Consider the following 24,775-nt stretch of genomic DNA (forward strand, 5'->3'; position numbering starts at 1 on the left):
AATGGTGCTGATAGGCGGATTTGAACCGCCGACCTCACCCTTACCAAGGGTGCGCTCTACCAACTGAGCTATATCAGCGCTTTCTTGGAGCGGGCAGCGGGAATCGAACCCGCATCATTAGCTTGGAAGGCTAAGGTAATAGCCATTATACGATGCCCGCAGTCCTTAATTCATCTGTCCCATCAAATTTGGAATGGTGGAGGGAGAAGGATTCGAACCTTCGAAGGCTGAGCCAACAGATTTACAGTCTGCCCCCTTTGGCCGCTCGGGAACCCCTCCACATCTTTATGTCTTGTTTACGATAATGGTGCCGACTACCGGAATCGAACTGGTGACCTACTGATTACAAGTCAGTTGCTCTACCTACTGAGCTAAGTCGGCGTCGTAAGCAAGTGAGGCGTATTATAGGGAAATTTTATCGTCTGACAAGTACTTTTTGCAAAAAAATAAATTTTTTTAACCATTCGACTAATAAACAAGCAAAAAAGTGTTTTTTCATCTATATTTTAATTATTTTCCTAAAATTATTCTGCAAGCTTCATTTGATTAGGGTATATTCTGTACTTACATATGGTGATATAAAAAGTGATTATGCTGGTAAAAGATCCTCATTCCATAGTGGACTCTCTCAGTCCCTTTTTAACTTTTCAGCGTGAACAATGGGCTGAATTAAGAAAATCCGTTCCTCTCAAATTAACAGAACAGGACCTCAAACCCTTGTTGGGTTTTAATGAAGACCTTTCCCTTGATGAAGTGAGTACTATTTATTTGCCATTAGTGCGGCTTATCAATTACTACATTGAAGAAAACCTGCGTCGCCAAACGGTACTCAATCGTTTCCTCGGCGGTAAAAACCACAAAGTTCCCTACATTATTAGTATTGCAGGAAGTGTATCTGTCGGTAAAAGCACTTCTGCACGTATAATACAATCCTTACTGAGCCATTGGCCTCATGTAAGAAAAGTCGATTTAATTACCACAGACGGATTTCTCTATCCATTAGCCGTCTTACAGGAAAAAAAATTATTACAAAAGAAAGGGTTTCCGGTTTCTTACGACACACAAAAATTAATACAGTTTTTAGCCGATATCAAGTCCGGGAAAGGCGATGTTGCTGCACCAATTTATTCTCATTTAACCTACGACATTATTCCAGACCAATTCGATATTGTTGATAAACCCGATATTTTAATCTTAGAGGGATTAAATGTACTGCAAACAGGTAACAAGGCAAAAACCTTTGTTTCTGACTTTGTCGATTTCTCAATCTATGTAGATGCAGAAGAGGAATTATTGAAACAGTGGTACATTCACCGCTTCCTCAAATTCCGTAAAAGTGCGTTCAATGATCCCAATTCTTATTTTAAACATTATGCTAATTTGTCGGAACAAGAAGCAATTCATACCGCGAGTACTATTTGGGAAAATATCAATGGATTAAATTTAAGAGAAAATATTTTACCAACAAGAGAAAGGGCTAATCTGATTTTAAAGAAAGGCGCAGACCACGCAGTTGAATTAGTAAAATTAAGAAAATAACCCATTATTCCAAATGGAATAATGGGTCTATTTCTTTCAATTATTTTTTGAATTTATCCGCATATTGGTCGGAATTTACCCAAGTATGATCTTTCTCCCAAGTGAAACGCCATTGGCGAACAGGCCCCGCCATCACATTTAAATAATAGTTATTATAGCCAGCAATCGTTGCCACAGGATGGTAACCTTTAGGTACCTTAACAACATCACCATCATATACTGCCATACATTCATCTAAAGAACGATCATCTGTATAAACACGTTGTAATGCAAACCCTTGAGCAGGCTCAAAACGATGATAATAGGTTTCCTCTAAATAGGTTTCAACTTCGCTATTTTTATCATCATGTTTGTGACTAGGATATGAACTTGTATTTCCTTCATCAGTAAACACTTCAACAACAAGTAAAGAATCCGCAATTTCAGTTTCAGGTAAAATATTATGCACTAAACGTTTGTTATTTCCATAACCTCGTTTCTCTACACCAACATCTTCTGGCGCAATTAAACGTGGTGGTAAATTCCCAGAACTTGGCGCTCTACAAACAGCCAGTTCTAAATAAGAATTTGCCGTCACCTTCACATCTTGGTGATGTGGTACATAAACAGAATAAGGTGGAATTCGCTCAAATGGTGTCGAACGATTTCCTATGTTGTCAAAAATCGTTTCTTTAACCTGAACGGTTGCATATCCTGATACGAGAACCAAACAAGCTTCCGTATCTTCAGTATCCAACGTCAACACTTGTCCTTTTTCCAAATGGTACATTTCAAAGCCAACATATTCCCAATTTGCATTCTGAGGGGTGACTTTTTGAACCAATCCATTAGGTTGAGGATTATTTTTTAAGGATTTAGATAATAAATAGCTCATCGCAGACCTCACAAATAGAGTTTAAAAACACGTCAAAATAATACCGCACTTCATCATATTAGCCACCAAAAAATTCTCAAAAATTAGACCTAGATCACAAAATGAAACATTTATTTCATTTTTTCAAAAAATGAATTGAGTTGATGTTTATTTTGATCTAATCTGTACAACAATGATTTTAGCTTAATAGCATTTCAATTTATCCAGACATGAGGAGTAAAAAATGGAAACTGTTTATAATTTTATTAACGGCAAACAAGTACCAAGCAAAGGCACTGAAGCTTGGCCTATTTTTAACCCTGCAACAGGTGAACAAATTCGCCAAGTTGTTATGAGTACTGCTGACGAAGTTAATGAAGCGGTAGATGTAGCACAAAAAGCGTTCCCAGCATGGGCATCAACCTCTCCATTACGTCGTGCGCGTATCCTATTTAAATTTAAAGAATTATTACAAAGAGATTGGGATTCATTAGCGCGTATCATCACTGAAGAACATGGTAAAGTTTATTCAGACTCTTGTGGTGAATTAACTCGCGGTTTAGAAGTAGTTGAATTTGCTTGCGGTATTCCACATTTATTAAAAGGTGAATTCTCTGAGCAAGCAGGACGCGGTATTGACATTCACTCAGCAATGCAACCATTAGGAGTAACTGTTGGTATTACACCATTCAACTTCCCAGCAATGGTGCCAATGTGGATGTTCCCAATTGCGCTTGCTTGTGGTAATACATTTATTTTAAAACCAGCAAAAGCAGACCCTTCATTATCAATTCGTTTAGCGGAATTATTAAAAGAAGCGGGCTTACCAGATGGTGTATTCAATGTGGTGCATGGTGACCGTCGTGATAACGATATTCTATTACGCGATCCACGTGTGAAAGCAGTAAGCTTTGTTGGTTCAACTACTGCTGCAGCACATGTACATAAAGTCGGTTCTGAATACGGCAAACGTGTACAAGCATTAGGTGCAGCGAAAAACCATGGTTTAGTTATGCCAGATGCAGATATTGAAACCACTGCAAATGCATTATTAGGTGCAGCGTTTGGTGCAGCTGGTGAGCGTTGCATGGCATTACCATTAGCTGTAACCATTGATGATGAAACAGCAGATAAATTAGTTGCTGCATTAAAACCAAAAGTAGAAGCCTTACGTTATGGTCCTGGTATTCCAAAAGAAGGCGAAAAAGAAATGGATTTCGGCCCATTAATTACCAAAGCTCATTTAGAAAATGTAACAGGTTATATTGATAAAGGTGTGGAAGAAGGTGCAACATTAGTTGTCGATGGACGAGGCAAAAAACCAGTTGGTTACGAAAATGGTTACTTTATTGGTGGTACATTATTCGACAACGTTACGCCTGACATGGTGATCTATAAAGAAGAAATCTTCGGGCCTGTATTAGGTATTGTTCGTGCGAAAAGCTTCGAAGAAGCAATGAAATTAATCAATGAGCATCCTTATGGTAACGGTACAGCAATTTTCACTGCTGACGGCGGTACAGCAAGAGAATTTGCTTACCATGTTCAAGCGGGTATGGTCGGTATCAACGTACCAATTCCAGTTCCAATGGCATTCCACTGCTTCGGTGGATGGAAACACTCTGCTTACGGTGCATTAAATGTTTATGGTCCAGACGGTGTTCGTTTCTATACGAAAATGAAAACTGTAACAACTCGTTGGCCGAATGCACGTGTTACAGAAGGTGCAGCATTTAGTATGCCAACTTTATAACATACCAAAATAAATAGGGGAGCGTAACGCCTCCTCTATTTTTATATGCGCGATTTAAGGAATATAAAATGAAAGAAGTAAGAATTGGACTTATTGGAACAGGCTACATCGGACGTTGCCATGCGATTGCTTATGCACAAGCACCAACAGTTTTCCCTTTAGATGCCAAATTAAAATTGGAATATTTAGCAGAAATCACCCCTGAACTCGCAGCACAAAAAGCACAAGAGTTCGGGTTTAGTCGTTCAACAGGAAATTGGCAAGATGTTGTAAAAGATCCAAATGTTGATGTAGTTGATATTTGCACCCCAAATTTCTTACATAAAGAAATTGCATTAGCAGCTATTGCCAATGGTAAACACGTTTATTCAGAAAAACCATTAGCTTTGACCGCCGCTGATGCGAAAATCATGTATGAAGCAGCTGAGAAAGCAGGCGTTAAAACATTAGTTGGTTTTAATTATATTAAAAATCCAACCACTCAGCTTGCACGAGAAATTATTGAACGCGGTGAAATAGGCGATGTGATTCATTTTTATGGTACACACAACGAAGATTATTTAGCGAGCGAAAATACACCGCTTGATTGGCATTGCGTGAAAGAAAAAGCAGGATTGGGCGCTCTAGGTGATTTATCAGCACATATCGTGCAAATGTCGCAATATTTAGTGGGTCAAGATATTGAGCAAGTTATCGGCGACATGGAAACTGTTATTAAAACGCGACCAAACCCACAAAATTTATCAGAACGCTTGCCTGTAGAAAATGAAGATCAAGCCACCGCACTTGTACGCTTTGCTAATGGTGTAATGGGTACAATTGAAACTTCTCGTATCGCTTGCGGACGTAAAATGGGACTAAGCTATGTCATTACAGGTACAAAAGGAACCATTAGTTATACCCAAGAACGTATGGCTGAGCTAAAACTTTATATACATAGTGATGACCCTGCTAGACAAGGTTTTAAAACCATATTAACAGGTCCGCTCCATCCAGATTATAAAAACTTCTGTGTAAGTGCTGGTCATGGTATTGGTTTTAATGATCAAAAAACAGTAGAAATCAGAGATTTAGTCAATGGTATTGCTAACAATCAAGAAATGTATCCTGATTTTCTGGAAGGTTTCAAAGTATCAAGAATATTAGATGCAATTGCACTATCTTGTGAACAAAAACGTTGGGTAAATGTGAAAGAAATTGCCTAATATTTCATAGTTCCAAAAAGCGTTAACTTGCTAGTTAACGCTTTTTTATTGCTCTCACAATTTAATGCCAAAAACTTGCTTTAAAAATGAGATCTATTTCACAAATTCACAACATATGCATTGTAGCTTTGCTTATGAAATGCTATACATAGCAAACAGATCATTTATTTCATTAAAAAGAAAAAATGAAATAAGTGTTGCGATATTTATTCTTAATTGTAATTAAGGGGTATAATATGAAAAAAGCACTATTATCCACATTATGTGCTGGTCTGTTACTCTCTTCTCAACCGATATTTGCCAAAAATCTTGTTATTGGTGCACCAATGGCATCCTTCGCAGATAAATGGCAGACCTATCTACAAGATGCAATTCGCGATTTTGATAATTCCCATGAAGATGTTGAATTTAAATTAGCTGATGCGAATGGCGACTCTACCAATCTACTTAATGATGTTGAGGAATTTATTAGCCAAGGTGTTGATGCCTTATTAATTGTTCCGACAGATCCTAATATGATTAAGGTGATCAGTAAAAAAGCGAAAAAAGCCAACATTCCACTTATTGTCGTTAATAGAAAACCCAATGATGAAGATATGGAATTAGTTACAAGCTATGTCGGTTCAGATGAAATTGAAGGTGGACGTATTCAAGCTGATTTCATTGTGAATAAACTAGGTGATAAACCTGCTGAAGTTGCAATATTCCTTGGAACACTAGGACTAGAATCAACAACCAAACGCACTCAAGGCAACAAAGAAATTTTAGCCCAGCATCCAAATATTAAAGTGATTACAGAACAAGAAGGGAAATGGGAACGTCTCAAAGCGTTAGAAATTGCGGAGAATTTACTGGCTGCTCATCCTGGGCTAAATATTATTATCAGCAACAATGATGAAATGGCGATTGGTGCAATCCTAGCAAGTCGTAAATTAGATATCAAAGATGAAGATATTACGATTGTGGGACTAGATGCAACCGCTGATGCGCTCGAATATTTAGGTGAAGGTTTAGATGCCACTGTTTTCCAATCTGCTGAAGATCAAGGTAAAGCCGCGGCAGAACTCGCTTACCGAGCAGCAAAAGGCGAACAAATTCCTCATGTGAAATGGGTCGCTTTTGAATTAGTCACGCCAGATAAAAAAGAAGAATATCAATCAAAGTATAAGAAGTAATTCAAAAACTATTGAAAAAATAACCGCACTTAGTAATAAGTTAATTGTAACACGAGGGGTCATACATGAATAATGCAAATAACTCTCCTTACATTCTCGAAATGCGAAATGTATCCAAAACATTTCCTGGTGTAAAAGCACTTGATCAAATCAACCTCAAGGTGAAACCAGGTAGTGTGCACGCATTAATGGGAGAAAATGGCGCAGGTAAATCAACATTGATGAAAGTGCTATATGGTATTTATAAACCAGATGAAGGTGGCGAGCTCATTTTAGATGGCAAACCATTTAAACCTTCACGTCCAATCGATGCCATCAAAATGGGTTTAACCATGGTGCCACAAGAAATTTCACCAGCAGCAAATTTGACTATTGCTGACAATTTCTACTTAGGTCGAGAAATAACAAAAAGTAAATTCTTCCTCGATCAAAAAGCGATGGATGAGCAAGCTGATGAAATCTTAAAAGATCTTGGTGTACCAATGGATGTTACCGCCAAAATGTCCGATGTCTCTGTGGCGAAAGCACAACTTGTTGCCATTGCTACCGCGGTTTCGAATGATGCCAAAATCATTATTATGGATGAGCCCACAACAGCATTAACTGAAAACGAGGTTGAGCAGTTATATAAGATCATTGAGAAAATTAAAAAACGTGGTATTGCAATTATTTTTATCTCACACAAACTCGATGAAGTCTTCACTGTATCAGATGAAATTACTGTTATTCGTGATGGGCAATACGTAGATACCAAACCAACCAAAGAAGTAACAAAAGAACAGCTTATTTCTATGATGGTAGGTCGCGATATGTCAGAAATGTTCCAAAGAGAACGTTTTGAACTATCTGATGAAATTGTGCTAGAAATTAAAGATTTTTGCCGCGAAGGAAAATACGAAAATATTAATTTTGCTGTACGTAAAGGTGAAATATTTGGTATTGCAGGTCTTGTGGGAGCGGGACGTTCTGAAATTGTAGAAGGCTTATTTGGCTATAAACCAGCAGAATCAGGTGAAATTTATATTCATGGACAAAAAGCGGATATTAAAACACCGTTAGATGCTATGAAATATAAAATCGGCTTTGTAACGGAAGATCGTAAGTTAACAGGATTATTCTTAAACTTAAGCATTACTGACAATATGATTATGCCGGAAATGTCACCATATTTAGAGAATTTCTTAGTGTCTGTAACAAGAGCACAAAAAACCGCTTATGAACAAAAAGATAAACTCAAAATCAAAGCGCCTAATGTTGAAGTGATTACAAACAATCTTTCAGGGGGAAATCAACAAAAAGTATTATTGGCACGCTGGTTATTGCTAGAGCCAGATATTTTAATCTTAGATGAGCCAACAAAAGGTATTGATGTGGGAGCAAAAGCTGAGCTTTATAAATTAATGGTTGAATTATCTAAACAAGGAAAAACAATCATTATGATTACATCAGATATGCTCGAACTCCTTTCTATGAGCGATAGAGTGATGGTCATGCATGAAGGAAGACAAGTGGGCATTATTCCACATACAGAACTCACGCAAGAACGCGTATTAGAAATGGCATCAGGCTAAAAATAATAATATTAATCATCAAATGTATTTACAAATTTTTATTTTAGGATAAATAAACGAGGTATTTCTTATGTCAAATCCAACGTTAAAACGTATTCTTAACTCCTACGGAATGGTATTAATTCTAGTGCTCCTATTTTTAGGTTTATCTGCCTCTATTGATGGATTTTTCTCTGCCCGAACAGTATGGAGTATCATTGAACAAGTATCTATGTTTGGTATTATTGCTATCGGTGTGACTTTCATCATTATCACAACAGGGATCGACCTGTCTTCAGGTTCTGTAGTAGCATTAACTGCAGTTGTTTCTGCTTCAATTGTAACTAGTGGTGATACCGTTTCTGCTGCTATCGCAGCATTTGGTGCCTCAATTATAATTGGTGCGATGTTAGGTGCCATCAATGGTGGTTTAACCGCAATTGGAAGTATTCCACCATTCATTGCAACATTAGGTATGATGATTATCGCACGTGGTGCTGCACAGCTTTATTCTGATGGTCGCCCAATTGATGCTTCATCAGAAAGCTTCACTTGGATCGCTGATGTGGATTTATTTGGCCTACCTGGTTTAGTAATTCTTTATATCCTTATTGTTATCGGTTCACACATTTTACTCAGCCGCTCTACATTTGGCCGTCATGTTTATGCAGTTGGTGGTAACTTAAATGCTGCTAAAATTTGTGGTATCAACACAACCAAAACACTTATTTGGGTGTATATTTTAGGTGGTGCGTTATCTGGTTTAGCAGGTGCATTATTAGCTGCTCGTACTTATGCAGGTAACCCATCTTATGGTCTATCATGGGAGCTTGATGCCATTGCCGCAGCAGTTATTGGTGGTGTTTCATTAAGTGGTGGTTTTGGTACTATCCCAATGTGCGTAATCGGTGCATTAATTATTGGTACAACAAACAAAGGGCTAAATATGTTAGGTGTTGACCCATATTGGCAACAAATTGTGAAAGGTGGAATTATTGTTGTCGCTGTATTATTAGATACCCTAAAACGCCGTAAAAAAGGATAATAAATAGATATAAAATAAAAAGGTTAAAGAATATTCTTTAACCTTTTTTATTGTAAGTCATGATGTTTTCAATCAATGAATAAAATGCTCGTAAATCGCCACCCGCAATTTTCTTAAAAGGTAGCAACAAATAATAGAAAAGGCTCAATTGATTAATCTTATTGATTGCATGATCCCAGATATCAGCTTCTCCATTGGCAGCGTAATAATGCAAGGTTGCCTGAATTTGCTCCTTAGCAATATCACCATCTCGGCAGATACCATAAAGAAATAAAATCGTATCTCGGATTTTATTCCAGCGTAGATTTTGAGATGAAGGTTTCACTTCAAAATCAATAAAACGTACCTGGCCATTTTTCCATAAAATGTCTTTCAGATAGGGGCGACCATGAATAATATTTTGCTCATGCAACTGAATCAATGCATTAGCACTATCAGTAAGAATCTGCTGTTTTTGTCCAAAATCCACCGCACTTTGCGATAGCCAATGAGAAACCGGAGGGCCACAATCCTCCATTACAACAAGATGTCTGCTCAATACATAAATATGAGGGATAGGAGCGTTTTGTTGCTGTAATTCAGTCAGGCGTTCGACTTCTTTCTCAAATGCTTTTACAGGAAAGGGTTTCACAAAATGCATCCGACCCTTGTTTTTCTCTGGTTGTTTTAACCAATAATATTTTCCTTCAAATTCAAAACGATATGTCCTTTTATCAGGATGTGTTAATTGCAATTCTTTCGCATATTGTTCTAAATTCATATTTATTTACTTTTTTCTTTCTCTAATCCAAGGGCAATTGCCAACGCTTGCACTAAGGTCATAGTTAAACATTGCGAACGGAAACCTTTTACTTGCGCTTCTTTAATCACAAAAGACACATCACTGAAGGTTAATAACGGACTAATTTGACTGTCAGTTATAGCAATCTGTTTGATGCCTTTCTGTGCAGTAATATTCATGATATCAAGAGTTTCTTTAGCATAAGGCGAAAAGCTAATTGCTACAACAACATCACCCGCTCTCACCTGATTTAATTGTTCATCAAACATTCCACCCAAGCCATTGATCACAAAAGAGCTACATTCAAGATGGTGCAAAGCATAATCGAGATAGCAAGCAATACTAAATGAACGTTTCAAACCAATAATGAAAATATTTCGTGCTTTATTTAAAATATCTACGGCTTGTTGCAAATCGGCATGATTAATTTGGAAAGGTAATTGATTTAATGCTAAGGCATTTGCTTGGGAAAAAACATTCAAAATATCCACCGCACTTTCTTCACCTTGCTCTTGATCGAGTAACTTGCGCGAAACCTGTAATCTTTCGGTATAACTCGGGGTATTTTCAAACAAGTTTTCACGAAATACCTGTTTCATTTCATTAAAGCCACTAAATCCGAACGCATTGGCAAATCGGATCAGTGTAGAAGGGGGAACATCCGCATGTTCAGCAATGGTTGCTACGGTGTCAAAAATAATACTATGCTCATTATCTAAAATATATTTAGCCACTTGCTTCAAACGCTTACTTAATGAATCATAACGTAAGCGAATGTCTTCTTTTAGGCTGGTCAGTTGGGAAGATTGAGACATAATTCCTCCTATAAACTCATTGTTGATTATTATACTCGCAAAATATTTCAGATAGAAATCTATTTTATTTTGCCTATTTTTTATTCTTATAGTAACAACAATTATTAAAAAACTTGATCTACTTAACAAAAATGAAATTTTATATTTGAACAATCAGCAAATGAAATATATATTTCATATCATAATACAAAAATGAAACATTATTTTGTATCTTTCTTACCCAATGATTAACCTAGATATGATAAGGAATAATTATGTTAGCATTTATCTCATTCATCGGGTTTACAGCTCTAGTTGCTGTAATAGCTTGGTGGTATACACGCAATGATGACTTAAGTAATTCTGAAGGGTATTACTTAGCTGGTCGCTCTCTTACTGCGGTGTTTATCGCAGGTTCAATGATGTTAACCAATTTATCAACGGAACATCTGGTTGGTTTAAATGGCTTAGCATATCGCTCCGGCTTTATCGTAATGGCTTGGGAAGTTATGGCGGCAATTACTATTGCGGCGTTTGCATTCTACTTCCTACCGAAATATCTCAAACTCGGTATTGCAACCATACCTGAATTCTTAGAAAAACGTTTTGATAAAGGGACATTATTAATTACGTCTCTATTATTCCTAGGCTGTTATGTTATTTCATTATTACCAATCGTTCTTTACACTGGTGCATTAGCGCTTGAAAGTCTGTTTAGAGTATCAGAAGTATTCGGTGTAGACAAAACCACTGCTTTATGGATTATGGTATGGGGCATCGGTATCTTAGGCGCAATTTACGCAATCTTTGGTGGTCTTAAAGCTGTTGCTGTTTCAGATACCATTAACGGTGTTGGTTTATTAGTAGGTGGTATTTTAGTGACCGTTCTAGGACTTAACTATATTGGTGAAGGTAATGTTTGGGAAGGTCTAAAAGAACTTTATCATTCTAATCCAGATCACTTTAATTCCATCGGTGCACCTGATTCAGTAGTACCGTTCTCCACCCTATTTACCGGACTTATTGTTTCAAATATGTTCTTCTGGTGTACAAACCAATCTATTATTCAACGTGCCCTTGGTGCGAAAAACTTAAAAGAAGGACAAAAAGGTGTTTTATTCTGTGCATTTTTAAAACTCTTAGGGCCTTTATTAATTATCCTACCAGGGATCATCGCATTCCATATTTTCCAAGGCAAATTAGATATTCCAGATCAAGCTTATCCAGATCTTGTACACTTAGTACTACCTGATGCTTTAGTTGGTTTCTTTGCTGCTGTCGTGGTAGGTGCCGTACTATCAACTTTCAACAGTGCGTTAAACTCTTCTGTAACCTTATTCTCTCGCAACGTATATAAAGTAAAAATTAATCCGAACGCGAGTGATATGAAACTAGTAAATGTAGGTAAAATTGTAGGTATTATTTTAGCAGTAGCGGCGATGATCGTTGCACCATTAGTTGCAAATGCGCCAGATGGTTTATTCTACTTAATCCAAGAATTACAAGGCGTATTTAACGCACCGATTTTAAGTGTGGTAGTCGTAGGCTTATTAACCAAACGCGTTCCAGCGCTTGCCGCAAAAGTGGGGCTAATTTTCGGTATGGCATCTTATATTCTTTGCCGCTTTATCTTGAAATTAGATATCCATTTCTTCCACTTAGTGGGTATCCTATTCGTTGCTAATGTGACCATTATGCTAGTGATTGGTTACTTAAAACCAATGGCAACACCATACAAAGAAGAATATACCAAACAAGTTGATATTGAGCCTTGGGCTTACGTGAAACCTGTGTCATTAATTATCACATTATTATCACTTACTATGTATATCTTCATGGCACATAATGTACCGAGCGCAGTATGGATTGGTTACTATTGCTTTGCAGCAGGTACCGTCTTATATTTCCTCTATGTACTTGTGAATCAGCGTAATAAACAATTCAAATAGAATATAAAAAATCCACGAACATAAGTTCGTGGATTTTTTTATCCAAGTGCGGTCAAAATAAAGAACGTTTATATATTTCACCCAAGCTTTTCTTTTGAGAACCAAAGATACGCACAAGTTGCGCTAAAAATAATTCTCCCGTTGCAACCGCATCCACCAACGCATTATGCGTAATATATCCCGGCAAATGATATTTCTGTCTGATACTGGCTAATTGATAATGCTGAGCTTGTGGGTCTGCAAAAGAGCGCTCAATACGCAGAGTATCTAACCACAACATAGGCAATTGCGTAATGTTATAACGCACAGACAAATAGTGCAAAATAAAACGTTTTTCAATACTGGCACCATGTGCAATTAAAATCCTGCCTTGCATAAGGGAAAAAAGCTGTTGCATCGCCTCATCTAAAGACGAAGCATCTGTGAGCATTTGCGGCACAATATGATTGATAACCGCGGTGTCTTTTTTCACTATTTTTTGTTCCACAAACATATGCATGGAAGAGGCCAGCTGTATACTCAAATTATCTATTGGCACCGCAGCAACGCTCAGCACATTATCCATCAACGAATTCAATCCCGTCGTTTCAAAATCAATCACCAAAAACGAAAGTTGACTCAAATCTGCATCAGAAGAGGGATAAGCAAAAGACAGCGCTTTTGCTAAAGGCGCAGGATAATCAATACGCTGCAACATTTCTATGCGTTGTTTTTCTAATTTGACCAACGGATGAAATTGATTGAGAAAATACTTTAGCACCATTATCTCATAATCCCTTTCTGTGAAAACCGCATTTCCGCTGCTTCTTGGAATTTATAAATTAAGCGGAAAGCATCTTTCAAATGATTACGTTCCAATAAGGTTAATTTATCTGGTGCAATATAATTGCTCGCAGGTTGTTGCTCAGCCAAAGCAAGTGCCTGATATTTAAAGCGCAGATCACATACAAATTGATAAGCTTCTAAGGCATTATCTAGAGTTTCCTTATTCATAATCTCCAGCTGATAACAACGATTAAAGCGCTGCTCTGTGCTCAAGGTTTCCGATACACCAGCAGCGAAAGCATAAATCCGTCCTAAATCCACCAACAAATTAATCGCTCGTTTTTTCAAATTCAATTGATTTTTATGCTCACCATCTTTTGATAAAACAAAATTACGGAAAATACTGATCGGTGGCTTAACTCGTACTGAATTTGCAACCATAAACGCTAAGAAACGTTTATTACTTTGTGTTAAAGTGGCAATATGCTGTTGTAACTTTTCCGCGAAAACGGGATCACCATGGATAGTACGAATATCCATAAACACAGAGGCATTCAACAAGCCTTGCTGCTCTGGATTTAAAATCCATTCATCGAAATAAGCTTTCCATTGTTGTAAGGATTGACACCAAAGCGGGTTATTTGCCATATAGTCGCCAGAACACAGTTCATAACCACATTGAGCCAAACCATTCACCACAAATTGAGCTAACTGAAGGAAATAGTCTTTTTCCGTATCACTTAATTCACGCTCAGTAATAATGCTACTGTCCTGATCGGAAAATAAGTGCATTTCATACCGCGCTTGTGAACCCAGCACATTCCAACTATAAGCACAAGGCGCCGGACCAAAGGTTTCCTCAGCCAAGGATAATAGCTTTTGACTAAAGGCATCAGCAATTAAGGTCATCACTTTCATCACATTATTGTAAGCCGCACCGCTTTGCACAAGGGACTGGAAAATATCCTGACGTTGTTGTGATAACAACAATAACTGCGCAATGTTCTCTGCCTGAAATATCTGATTGACAATAAAAATAGATTGCAAACTCGTGTATTTAAGTAAATCAATCGCTGTTAAAATACTATGCACTTTACCATTTAATAAAACCGGTAAACTTCGTACATTATTTGCCATCATGATTGACACAGCGTTTAAAACTAAATCTGAGCTTTGTATTGTCGGTGGATTTTCGATCATAATTTCAGTAATAGGTAAGGAAATATCCATGCCCTGTGCGATCGCTTTTTTAGTCATATCACGATCATTCACAATACCAATAAGATTATTCCCTTGCATAACTAACGCCGATGAACGTCTCTCTTTAGACATAGCTTGTGCCGTTGCCTGAATGGAGGTATGGGATTCCACTCGAACCACCTTAGCATTGGCTACTTCAGCTACCGTCTTCATCAAAACATTGTTCTGCCCCTGAGATAAATGATGTTTAGTGACATGAGATAAACGCTTGCTTACATTATTCGAAAAATAATCCACAAACTCAGGGTACTGTTTTAGGATGGCATCTAAATTAGGGTAGGCGATTTGATAAATTAAGGTATTTTCTAAAGCAAACGCAGAATAACGATCATCTCGATTAAAAATACTAAAACCAAAAATGGCTCCTTCTTCCAATTTTGCCCGTAAATCACCTTTCTCATCAATTTGATCCACCTCACCAATACGAATAATGTAAAGATGAGGATTTTGCTCCGTATGAGAAACAATGAGCTCGCCTTTTGGAATATAGCGAATTTCAATTTGGCTAGCGATCTGCGCAATGGCTTCGGGGGGTAAATAATTTAAAGGAGGGACCTGAGCTATAAATAATTCAATATTTGGAATTAAAGACGTATCAATCATTATATTGCCTGCGTTCAGAAAGATGATATGCAAACCTATTATGAAGGATAATCAATTTTTTCGCTAGTTTTCCGATGGTAAACTTGCCTGATAAACAAGGCTGACTTATCATAACGCCTCGAAACCCATAATATTCTCAATACTTAGGAGAAACCATATGCAACCTTATTTTATTGCCCCTTCTATTCTTTCTGCAGATTTTGCTCGTTTGGGTGAAGATGTGGAGAAAGTCCTCAAGTGCGGTGCAGATTTAATTCATTTTGATGTCATGGACAATCACTTCGTCCCTAATCTCAGTTTTGGCGCACCGATTTGTAAAGCCCTACGTGATTACGGTATTACCGCACCTATTGATGTGCATCTAATGGCAAGTCCGGTGGATCGCCTGGTGACTGATTTCGCAAAAGCGGGGGCAAGTTATATTACTTTCCATCCGGAAGCCAGCACCCATATTGATCGCACGTTGCAACTTATTCGTGACAACGGATGTAAAGCAGGCTTAGTTTTCAATCCAGCCACACCATTACATTATTTGGATTATGTGATGGATAAATTAGATATAATTTTATTAATGTCCGTTAATCCAGGCTTTGGTGGACAAGCGTTTATTCCATCTACATTAGACAAATTGCGCCAAGTACGCCAACGCATTGATGCAAGCGGTTTGAATATTCGCTTAGAAGTAGATGGAGGCGTGAAAGTCAATAATATCGCAGAAATTGCCAAAGCAGGCGCAGATACTTTTGTTGCTGGTTCTGCTATTTTTGATCAGCCTGACTATCAACAGGTAATTGATGCAATGCGAGTAGAGTTAGCAAAAGCTTAATCTATCGCATAAAGTGCGGTCAAAACTTTCTTAATTTTAACCGCACTTTCGCTATTACATATTGGCCACAATATCTTCCGCAAATTCAGAAGTAGAACGCAAAGTTGCGCCTTCTAGCATTTCCGCGAAATCAAAGGTAACAGTTTTATTGGCAATGGTTTGTGATACAGCTTTAACTACCAAATCTGCGGCTTCCGTCCAGCCTAAATGACGCAACATCATCTCACCACTTAAAATTAATGAGCCTGGATTGCCCTTATTTTGCCCTGCAATTTTCGGTGCGGTGCCATGAGTTGCCTCAAAAATTGCGGCTTCAGCGCCAATATTTGCCCCTGGCGAAATACCAATACCGCCCACCTGTGCAGCTAAGGCATCGGAAATGTAATCACCATTTAAGTTTAACGTGGCAATCACATCATAATCCGTTGGATGAAGGAGGATTTCTTGTAAGAAAGCATCGGCAATGCTGTCTTTAATGATAATTTCTCTGCCTGTTTTTGGATTTTTCAAGCTCATCCATGGGCCACCATCAAGCAATTGGGCACCAAATTCTTGTGCTACTTGATAACCCCAATCTTTGAAAGCCCCTTCGGTAAATTTCATAATATTGCCTTTATGCACAAGCGTTAAAGAATCTCGGTCATTATCGATAGCATATTGCAATGCAGCACGCACTAAACGTTGCGTACCTTGTTTCGACACAGGTTTAATACCGATACCACAGTCTTCAGTGAAGCGGATTTTTTTCACACCCATTTCATTTTGTAAAAATGCAATGACTTTATTAGCTTCATCAGATCCTGCAACCCATTCCACTCCCGCATAAATATCTTCTGAATTTTCACGAAAAATCACCATGTCCACAAGTTCTGGGTGTTTTACCGGGCTTGGCGTACCTTCATAATAACGAATGGGACGTAAACAGTTGTATAGATCTAAACCTTGTCGCATTGCCACATTTAACGAGCGAATACCGCCACCAACTGGGGTCATCAATGGACCTTTAATGGCCACATGATAATCACGAATGAAAGTCATGGTTTCATCGGGCAGCCATGTATTTTCGCCATAAATTTCATTGGCTTTTCCACCTGCATAAATTTCCATCCATGCGATTTTACGTTTACCGGCATAGGATTTTTCTACCGCTGCATCAATAACACGTTGCATTGCAGGTGTCACATCAACACCTATACCATCGCCTTCAATAAAAGGAATAATCGGATGATCAGGCACATTGAGTGAACCATCCGAATTGAGCTGAATTTTCTCGCCTGCTGGAATGATAACCTTTGATTGCATATTTTTTCCTTATGTTGTGCTAATATGAGGACTTTAATTATTTAAACAACATATATGAACTCGAATTCTGTTGCAAGACATAAACCCTTTTTCAAACCAAAAAGTGCGGTGAAAAAACCGAATGTTTTGTCACGTCCACCAAAGAAAACGCCTGACCTTGATCAAACGAACATTGTGCTATTTAACAAGCCCTTTGATGTGCTTTGCCAATTTGTCGATGAAAATGGTCGTGCAACTTTAAAAGATTTCATTCCTATTCCTCATATTTACGCTGCAGGTCGTCTAGACCGCGATAGCGAAGGGTTGTTAATTCTTACTAACAATGGTGAAATCCAACATCGATTAGCAGAACCCAAGTTCAAATTAGAAAAAACCTATTGGGTGCAAGTGGAAGGCATTCCCACAGAAACGGCCTTAAATTCCTTACGTCAAGGCGTGGAATTAAAAGACGGTATGACCCGTCCGGCAAAAGTGCGGTTAATTTCTGAGCCAATTATTTGGCAACGCAATCCGCCAATTCGAGAACGAAAAACCATTCCGACCAGCTGGCTAGAAATTAAAATTACAGAGGGAAGAAACCGTCAAGTTCGACGCATGACAGCCCATATTGGCTTTCCAACGCTACGTTTAATTCGCTATGCTATTGGGCCATTCACTTTAGCTGGACTCGCAAATGGCGAATATCGCCAACTCAGTTCAGATGAAAAAACACAGCTTTACCGCCAACTCAATTTATAAAAGGAATAATTATGCATAGACCCTATATCACTATGGCTTGCGTAGTGCATTGCAAAGGCAAGTTTTTATTTGTTGAAGAAATCGAATATGACAAACGCACCTTAAATCAACCCGCAGGTCATTTAGAAGAAAATGAAACCATTATCGAAGGGGCTCAACGTGAGTTGTACGAGGAAACGGGTATTCGAGCAACTATGCAGAAATTGGTAAAAATCTATCAATGGCATGCTCCGCTTAGCCAAAAGGATTATTTACGTTTTGTCTTTGCGGTCGAATTAGAGGAGTTATTACCTATTACGCCTCATGATGCGGATATTACGCAAGGATTTTGGCTCACATTAGATGAATTTGAGCAATATATCCAGCAACCAGAACAATGTGCACGTAATCCGCTAGTCATCCAAGCAGTGAAAGATTATTTAGCGGGTGAAAGTTATCCTTTAGAAATGCTAACTTTGTTTGAGTAAATAAAAAACCAAGCACAATGGCTTGGTTTTTTTATCATTAACGTACTTGATTTAACGATACTTCAGGGTCTGGTTGACCAGTGATACGATTACGTAAATCACGACGGAAAATTTCAATGGTCCAGAACCAGAAAATGTGACCGACAATTTCAGAAACGTGTTCATATAAAGGCCATTCTGAAACTGGTGGTGTTAATCCCATTAATGGGAAAACCACATAATGCACAACGAAGCAAGCAATTAAACCTGCGCCGATACCTTGCCAGAATTTAATTTTCGGGAAGATTTCAGCCACAATACCATAAGCTACTGCGAATACGATTGAGAAAATGATGTGAGTAACACCAATCCAGTTAAATGGATAATCTGCAAAAGTAAATACTGCATCTGTTGGGTTAATACCAAACACATCACGTAAAAATACATGTGGTGGGTTTAAGAATGCACGTGAACATTGTTCTAGCGCCATATTCATGGTCATAGCACCTGAATTTAACGCATCTAACACAGGTTGAGGGCAAGCTGCTGTAAATAAATCAATTGGGCTACGCGGTGGGAACGGATGTTCTGCCCCCCATTTTACGAAAGAAGAAATAATACCGCCAAGAATACCGATAAATACAGCTAATCCGTAACGGCGACGTGATGGATCAGTTTGTTGGAAAATACCTGACATAATAATGCTCCAAAAATAAGAAAAAATGCACCGCACTTTTATGCGATGCGGATAGCCTCATACAAGGCGCGCTGATCTTAATACTCCGAATAAAATAGTCAAGTAAAATTACACAACGGGATAAATAATTTTAGAATCTTTCTAGTAAGGTTGGCAGCCAATCTTCCGCACATTGTTCTTGGTCATCTACGTTCAATACATCAATGCGTAAAGATTCACAAATTTGCACCGCACTTTGCTCTGTCAGCACTTGTTCAACAATATCTACCGCGCCACAAAATGTATCATAATCGGAATTTCCAAGCCCAATAACAGCAAAGCGGACATCATCTAAATGCTGTTGTTTTAATTCATCAATAAAAGGTTTCAAATTATCTGGCAATTCGCCTGCGCCATGTGTTGAAGTCACAATTAACCAGCATTTTTGTTGTGCCACATCCGAAAAAGTCGCATTGTTTTCGACTTGCACTTCAAAACCTTGCTTCTCTAACACCTCTGCAACATGATCTGCGACATATTCCGCACCACCAAGCGTACTGCCCGTAATAATTGCCAATTGTTTCATACTCATCCTTATTGATAAAAAGGCTTAGTAAACTAAGCCTTTATTTTTTATTAAATATCTAAATTCGCTCGTAATGCATTGCTTTCAATGAATTCACGTCTTGGCTCAACTTCATCACCCATTAATGTGGTAAAGAGTTGATCGGCTTCCACTGCATCTTTAATAGTCACTTTCAGCATATGGCGAGCCTCTGGATCCATAGTGGTTTCCCACAATTGTTCCGGATTCATTTCGCCCAACCCTTTATAACGCTGCACTGTTAAACCACGACGAGATTCTTTCACTAACCATTCAATCGCCTGTTCAAATGAGCTAATTTCTAATTTTCTCTCGCCACGAGTAACATAGGCGCCTTCTTCTAATAAGCCTTGCAATTGCTTACCTAATTTCACAATACGTGCATATTCGTTGCCTGTAGCAAAGTGATAATCAAGATGGTAATGACTATCCACACCATGAGTGCGTACGATTAATTGTACTTCATCAAGCTGGCGCTCTGGGTTTGTAACAATTTGGTAGGAGTAATGGTTACCACTCACATCATTATTGCTTAAGGTTTCTACCAATAAATTCGCCCAATTTTCCACCGCACTTTTATCCTTCATCAACTCAATCGTTAATTCAGGGAAATAAATTAACGCTTTCAGCAATGCTTCAGGATAACGGCGATGTAAACGCGCAATCATATTCGTCACATTATTGTATTCAGACACTAATTGCTCTAGCGGCAAGCCCACCATTGCTGGTGCATTTGGATTAACGTAAAGAGACGCATCTTCCAATGCAATAGCTAATTCATATTGCTGCATTGCTGCTTCATCTTTAATATATTGTTCTTGCTTACCTTTTTTCACTTTATAAAGCGGCGGTTGCGCAATATACATGTAACCACGCTCAATAATTTCAGGCATTTGACGATAGAAGAAGGTCAATAATAGCGTACGAATGTGTGAACCATCCACATCCGCATCGGTCATGATAATGACTTTGTGATAACGCATTTTATCTGGATTATATTCATCACGCCCGATACCACAGCCTAATGCTGTAATTAAAGTGCCCACTTCTTGCGAAGAAAGCATTTTGTCAAAACGCGCTTTCTCAACGTTTAAGATTTTCCCTTTTAATGGCAGAATAGCTTGGTTCTTACGATTACGACCTTGTTTAGCAGAACCGCCCGCAGAATCACCCTCCACTAAGTAGAGCTCAGAAAGCGCAGGATCTCGCTCTTGGCAATCCGCTAATTTACCCGGCAATCCAGCAATATCCAATGCGCCTTTACGACGAGTCATTTCTCTTGCTTTACGGGCTGCTTCACGCGCACGCGCGGCATCAACAATTTTGGTCGCAATAATTTTGGCGTCATTCGGGTTTTCTTCTAAATATTCTTGTAGACGCTCGTTCATTGCTGATTCAACAGCGCCTTTGACTTCTGAAGAAACCAATTTATCTTTAGTTTGCGATGAGAATTTAGGATCTGGTACTTTTACTGAAATAATCGCCACTAAACCTTCACGCGCATCATCACCCGAAGTTTCCACTTTATCTTTATCGCTTTTACCTTTCTTATTTAAACCCGCTTTATCCATATAATTATTTAAGGTGCGAGTTAAAGCACCGCGGAAACCGGCTAAATGGGTACCGCCATCACGTTGCGGAATATTATTAGTAAAGCAGTAGATATTTTCGTTATAGCTATCATTCCATTGCAATGAGACTTCCACACCAATCCCGTCTTTTTCAACTGAAAAATAGAACGGTTTCGGATGAATTGGGGTTTTATTATGATTTAAATATTCAACGAATGCTTGAATACCGCCTTCGTAATGGAAATGATCATTGGTGCCATCACGTTCATCAAATAATTTAATGGATACACCAGAGTTCAAGAAAGAAAGTTCTCTTAAACGCTTTTTAAGAATGTCATATTCGAAAATCGTATTACTGAAAATAGTTGGGCTAGGCCAGAAACGTACAGTGGTTCCCGTTTTACTGGTATCGCCAATAATCGCCAATGGCGCTTCAGGCTCACCTAAACGATAAATTTGCTCATGCACATGACCTTGACGGCGGATAGTGAGCTGCAATTTATCAGAGAGGGCATTTACTACAGAAACCCCAACACCATGCAAACCACCAGATACTTTATAAGAATTATCATCAAACTTACCGCCAGCATGCAACACTGTCATAATCACTTCCGCAGCAGACACGCCTTCTTCTGGGTGAATATCTACAGGAATACCACGACCATCGTCTTGTACAGAAACAGAATTGTCTTCATGAATAGTAACGATAATATCTTTACAATGACCTGCTAATGCTTCATCAATTGCATTATCCACTACTTCAAAGACCATATGATGCAAGCCCGTACCATCATCGGTATCCCCAATATACATACCTGGACGTTTACGTACGGCATCTAAACCTTTTAAGACTTTAATACTACTTGCACCATATTCTGCTGGGGTATTTTGTGACATAAAAATTCTCAATTATTCGATAAAATCATGGGCAGTATTATAGCAGATTTACGCTCAAATAGCACGTTATAAGGCGAGGAAAGGGTAGAAAAGTGCGGTGAAAAAATGGAGAGTTTAGACAGACAAAAGACGAGAATATCGTTATATCTTGTAGCTAATTAATAACATTAGCATGGGAAATAATCTGCACTATAAAGTGCAGATCAATTTCATTGAATAAATCTATTCTAACAACTTGTTAAAATTCTTTTTTAGCCCATTTAAAAATAGTTTTAAATAACAAAATACCTATTCCTATATTCGCTATAATAAAAGCCACCAATCCAACTATTTGTAATTCAGGTATTTGATAGAAATAAGTTGCTCCATTTGCCATTGAGCCTAGTCCAAATGAGAATGCCCATAAACCAAAATTAAAGCCTTTTTCAGCTATCCAATTTAATAATCTAAGTAAGAAAACAAATTGTAAAAAACCATATCCCCAAAGCATTTTCACAACCAGATCCACTTGTCCCCCATTCACTGCTAAATAAGCCACAGAACCGACAAAAGCAGGCGCAAGAATAATACCAAAGGAAGGACGCAGAGAGACCAGGGTTTCATTAAGTCGTAAACGCTGCAATAAAATTGGTTCAAACATAAACCAAGCGAGAAAACCTGCGCCTAGAAAGAAAGTGGCAAATTCTTTATGTCCAAGTAAAGCTAAAGATGTAGCAGCGGTAAAATTAGTAGCAACAGTCGGTAAATAAAAGGGAGGTAAGGCTGCAGTTTCTATAAAAATATTGCCTCGCCATAAAACACTAATTCGAATAAATGCATAAAAGATTTGCCCTAATGCACCAAGCCAAATAAGTATTTCCGCCAATATCGGCAACAATGGTAGTAATATCATTCCAACTAACATCGTTGTAATCGGAATTAAAGCGAAGAAAGAGAAACGAATTGGGCAATTATATTCTTCTTTGATACTACCTGCTTTTGTGATACAACGAAAAATGAATAGCACAATAAATAATAACCAAAGAACAACTGAAATACAGCTTAAAATAAGACTAGTTTGTGGAGCATAATTCGTAATAGAGGATGCGTGCCGCCAAGCAAGCGATAATGCGCTCAATCCCAGCGTGATCGCGAAATAGCCAGTAGGCAGTACAAAATTCATGATAGCCTCCTAAAATATAAAATCTCCAATCTTTCGATTGGAGATTTTTTAGTTTTTATATCAAATTATTATTTGATGATTTTCGCTACAACGCCAGCACCTACTGTACGGCCACCTTCACGAATCGCAAAACGTAAACCTTCGTCCATCGCGATTGGGTGAATTAAGCTCACAGTCATTTTGATGTTGTCGCCTGGCATTACCATCTCTACGCCTTCTGGTAATTCAATCGTACCAGTTACGTCTGTTGTACGGAAGTAGAACTGTGGACGGTAACCTTTGAAGAATGGAGTATGACGACCACCTTCTTCTTTTGATAATACGTAAACTTCTGATTCGAAGTCTGTGTGTGGAGTGATTGAACCTGGTTTCGCTAATACTTGACCACGTTCGATTTCTTCACGTTTAGTACCACGTAATAATGCACCAATGTTTTCACCCGCACGACCTTCGTCTAATAATTTACGGAACATTTCAACACCAGTTACTGTAGTTTTGGTTGTGTCTTTGATACCAACGATTTCTACTTCATCACCTGTACGGATGATACCGCGCTCTACACGACCTGTTACTACTGTACCACGACCTGAGATTGAGAATACGTCTTCGATTGGTAATAAGAATGGTTTATCAATCGCACGCTCTGGCTCTGGGATATAAGAGTCTAAGTGACCCGCTAATTCAATGATTTTTTCTTCCCACTCTGCTACGCCGTTTAATGCTTGTAACGCTGAACCACGTACGATTGGTGTATCATCACCTGGGAAGTCATATTGAGATAGAAGTTCACGCACTTCCATTTCTACTAATTCTAATAACTCTTCGTCATCTACCATGTCGCATTTGTTTAAGAATACGATGATGTAAGGTACACCTACTTGGCGACCTAATAAGATGTGCTCACGAGTTTGTGGCATTGGACCATCTGTTGCTGCTACTACTAAGATTGCACCATCCATTTGTGCCGCACCAGTAATCATGTTTTTAACATAGTCCGCGTGTCCTGGACAGTCTACGTGGGCGTAGTGGCGAGTTGGGGTATCATATTCAACGTGTGATGTATTGATGGTAATACCACGCGCTTTTTCTTCTGGCGCGTTATCAATTTGGTCGAATGCTCGTGCTGCACCACCGTAGTTTTTCGCTAATACTGTGGTAATCGCTGCTGTTAAAGTTGTTTTACCGTGGTCTACGTGGCCGATTGTACCCACGTTTACGTGCGGTTTTGTACGTTCAAATTTTTCTTTAGACATTGCTAAGTTTCCTATATTGAAAGTTTCC

General features: G+C 38.4%; 21 protein-coding genes and 4 tRNA genes. 10 read left to right on the top strand and 15 right to left on the bottom strand.

Features of this window, described 5'->3' with window-relative positions:
• Nucleotides 1–2 precede the first annotated feature (2 nt).
• From ACUXZ4_RS01290 to ACUXZ4_RS01305, 4 genes are all read right to left on the bottom strand, one after another.
• Nucleotides 3–78, bottom strand: a tRNA-Thr gene (locus tag ACUXZ4_RS01290).
• Nucleotides 79–85: 7 nt separating this feature from the next.
• A tRNA-Gly gene (locus ACUXZ4_RS01295) sits at nucleotides 86–160 on the bottom strand.
• A 34-nt stretch (nucleotides 161–194) separates the two neighbouring features.
• Nucleotides 195–279, bottom strand: a tRNA-Tyr gene (locus ACUXZ4_RS01300).
• A 26-nt stretch (nucleotides 280–305) separates the two neighbouring features.
• Nucleotides 306–381 (bottom strand) — tRNA-Thr (locus tag ACUXZ4_RS01305).
• A gap of 210 nt (nucleotides 382–591) precedes the next feature.
• Here ACUXZ4_RS01305 and coaA point away from each other — a divergent pair.
• Nucleotides 592–1,539, top strand: a complete 948-nt coding sequence (gene coaA / locus ACUXZ4_RS01310) for a type I pantothenate kinase (protein WP_464973260.1) — start codon at nucleotides 592–594, stop codon at nucleotides 1,537–1,539.
• Nucleotides 1,540–1,579: 40 nt separating this feature from the next.
• Here the strand turns inward: coaA and iolB are convergent, their stop codons facing one another.
• On the bottom strand, nucleotides 1,580–2,413 hold the full coding sequence (gene iolB / locus ACUXZ4_RS01315) for a 5-deoxy-glucuronate isomerase (protein ID WP_464973261.1): 834 nt from the start codon (nucleotides 2,411–2,413) through the stop codon (nucleotides 1,580–1,582).
• Between the two features lie 223 nt (nucleotides 2,414–2,636).
• On the opposite strand from iolB, the gene ACUXZ4_RS01320 reads away from it, so the two are divergent.
• From ACUXZ4_RS01320 to ACUXZ4_RS01340, 5 genes are all read left to right on the top strand, one after another.
• Nucleotides 2,637–4,145 carry a CoA-acylating methylmalonate-semialdehyde dehydrogenase gene (locus ACUXZ4_RS01320; RefSeq protein WP_464973262.1) on the top strand — a complete coding sequence of 503 codons (1,509 nt, stop codon included), beginning with the start codon at nucleotides 2,637–2,639 and terminating at the stop codon, nucleotides 4,143–4,145.
• 68 nt (nucleotides 4,146–4,213) lie between these two features.
• Nucleotides 4,214–5,350, top strand: coding sequence for a Gfo/Idh/MocA family protein (locus ACUXZ4_RS01325; RefSeq protein WP_464973263.1), 1,137 nt, complete (start codon nucleotides 4,214–4,216; stop codon nucleotides 5,348–5,350).
• A gap of 236 nt (nucleotides 5,351–5,586) precedes the next feature.
• Nucleotides 5,587–6,525, top strand: a complete 939-nt coding sequence (locus tag ACUXZ4_RS01330) for a substrate-binding domain-containing protein (RefSeq protein WP_464973264.1) — start codon at nucleotides 5,587–5,589, stop codon at nucleotides 6,523–6,525.
• Nucleotides 6,526–6,590: 65 nt separating this feature from the next.
• Nucleotides 6,591–8,096, top strand: a complete 1,506-nt coding sequence (locus tag ACUXZ4_RS01335) for a sugar ABC transporter ATP-binding protein (protein WP_464973265.1) — start codon at nucleotides 6,591–6,593, stop codon at nucleotides 8,094–8,096.
• Between the two features lie 70 nt (nucleotides 8,097–8,166).
• On the top strand, nucleotides 8,167–9,120 hold the full coding sequence (locus ACUXZ4_RS01340) for an ABC transporter permease (protein ID WP_464973266.1): 954 nt from the start codon (nucleotides 8,167–8,169) through the stop codon (nucleotides 9,118–9,120).
• A 37-nt stretch (nucleotides 9,121–9,157) separates the two neighbouring features.
• Here the strand turns inward: ACUXZ4_RS01340 and ACUXZ4_RS01345 are convergent, their stop codons facing one another.
• Nucleotides 9,158–9,880 (bottom strand): RIO1 family regulatory kinase/ATPase domain-containing protein, encoded by a 723-nt coding sequence (locus tag ACUXZ4_RS01345; RefSeq protein WP_464973267.1) that lies wholly within the window; start codon nucleotides 9,878–9,880, stop codon nucleotides 9,158–9,160.
• A 2-nt stretch (nucleotides 9,881–9,882) separates the two neighbouring features.
• Nucleotides 9,883–10,716, bottom strand: a complete 834-nt coding sequence (locus ACUXZ4_RS01350; protein ID WP_464973268.1) for a MurR/RpiR family transcriptional regulator — start codon at nucleotides 10,714–10,716, stop codon at nucleotides 9,883–9,885.
• 254 nt (nucleotides 10,717–10,970) lie between these two features.
• Here ACUXZ4_RS01350 and ACUXZ4_RS01355 point away from each other — a divergent pair, with 254 nt between their 5' ends.
• Complete coding sequence (locus tag ACUXZ4_RS01355; RefSeq protein WP_464973269.1) at nucleotides 10,971–12,644, top strand: solute:sodium symporter family transporter; 1,674 nt, start codon at nucleotides 10,971–10,973, stop codon at nucleotides 12,642–12,644.
• A gap of 52 nt (nucleotides 12,645–12,696) precedes the next feature.
• On the opposite strand, the gene ACUXZ4_RS01360 is transcribed toward ACUXZ4_RS01355, so the two are convergent.
• Complete coding sequence (locus tag ACUXZ4_RS01360) at nucleotides 12,697–13,407, bottom strand: 3'-5' exonuclease (protein WP_464973270.1); 711 nt, start codon at nucleotides 13,405–13,407, stop codon at nucleotides 12,697–12,699.
• Nucleotides 13,407–15,272, bottom strand: a complete 1,866-nt coding sequence (locus tag ACUXZ4_RS01365; protein ID WP_464973271.1) for a DUF294 nucleotidyltransferase-like domain-containing protein — start codon at nucleotides 15,270–15,272, stop codon at nucleotides 13,407–13,409. Before ACUXZ4_RS01365 ends, ACUXZ4_RS01360 begins: the two co-directional genes overlap by 1 nt.
• A gap of 157 nt (nucleotides 15,273–15,429) precedes the next feature.
• Between ACUXZ4_RS01365 and rpe the strand changes: the two genes are divergently transcribed.
• Nucleotides 15,430–16,098, top strand: a complete 669-nt coding sequence (gene rpe / locus ACUXZ4_RS01370) for a ribulose-phosphate 3-epimerase (RefSeq protein ID WP_464973272.1) — start codon at nucleotides 15,430–15,432, stop codon at nucleotides 16,096–16,098.
• Between the two features lie 54 nt (nucleotides 16,099–16,152).
• On the opposite strand, the gene icd is transcribed toward rpe, so the two are convergent.
• Complete coding sequence (gene icd / locus ACUXZ4_RS01375; RefSeq protein ID WP_464973273.1) at nucleotides 16,153–17,400, bottom strand: NADP-dependent isocitrate dehydrogenase; 1,248 nt, start codon at nucleotides 17,398–17,400, stop codon at nucleotides 16,153–16,155.
• Between the two features lie 54 nt (nucleotides 17,401–17,454).
• Here icd and ACUXZ4_RS01380 point away from each other — a divergent pair, with 54 nt between their 5' ends.
• Entirely contained in the window at nucleotides 17,455–18,138 is a 684-nt protein-coding gene (locus ACUXZ4_RS01380; RefSeq protein WP_464973274.1) for an rRNA large subunit pseudouridine synthase E, read from the top strand.
• An 11-nt stretch (nucleotides 18,139–18,149) separates the two neighbouring features.
• Nucleotides 18,150–18,605 carry an NUDIX domain-containing protein gene (locus ACUXZ4_RS01385; RefSeq protein ID WP_464973275.1) on the top strand — a complete coding sequence of 152 codons (456 nt, stop codon included), beginning with the start codon at nucleotides 18,150–18,152 and terminating at the stop codon, nucleotides 18,603–18,605.
• A 37-nt stretch (nucleotides 18,606–18,642) separates the two neighbouring features.
• Here the strand turns inward: ACUXZ4_RS01385 and ACUXZ4_RS01390 are convergent, their stop codons facing one another.
• The 5 genes from ACUXZ4_RS01390 to tuf form a co-directional block, all read right to left on the bottom strand.
• The gene (locus tag ACUXZ4_RS01390) at nucleotides 18,643–19,281 is read right to left on the bottom strand and encodes a YagU family protein (protein WP_464973276.1); all 639 of its coding nucleotides are present in this window, start codon (nucleotides 19,279–19,281) and stop codon (nucleotides 18,643–18,645) included.
• 130 nt (nucleotides 19,282–19,411) lie between these two features.
• The gene (gene mioC, locus ACUXZ4_RS01395; protein WP_464973277.1) at nucleotides 19,412–19,846 is read right to left on the bottom strand and encodes an FMN-binding protein MioC; all 435 of its coding nucleotides are present in this window, start codon (nucleotides 19,844–19,846) and stop codon (nucleotides 19,412–19,414) included.
• Between the two features lie 50 nt (nucleotides 19,847–19,896).
• Entirely contained in the window at nucleotides 19,897–22,332 is a 2,436-nt protein-coding gene (gene gyrB, locus ACUXZ4_RS01400; protein ID WP_464973278.1) for a DNA topoisomerase (ATP-hydrolyzing) subunit B, read from the bottom strand.
• A gap of 238 nt (nucleotides 22,333–22,570) precedes the next feature.
• On the bottom strand, nucleotides 22,571–23,494 hold the full coding sequence (locus tag ACUXZ4_RS01405; RefSeq protein WP_464973279.1) for an SLAC1 family transporter: 924 nt from the start codon (nucleotides 23,492–23,494) through the stop codon (nucleotides 22,571–22,573).
• 68 nt (nucleotides 23,495–23,562) lie between these two features.
• Nucleotides 23,563–24,747: an elongation factor Tu gene (gene tuf / locus ACUXZ4_RS01410; protein ID WP_464973259.1), complete on the bottom strand. Its 1,185-nt coding sequence runs from the start codon at nucleotides 24,745–24,747 to the stop codon at nucleotides 23,563–23,565.
• Between the last annotated feature and the right edge of the window lie 28 nt (nucleotides 24,748–24,775).

Source organism: Reella acinonychis (genome assembly GCF_052828705.1).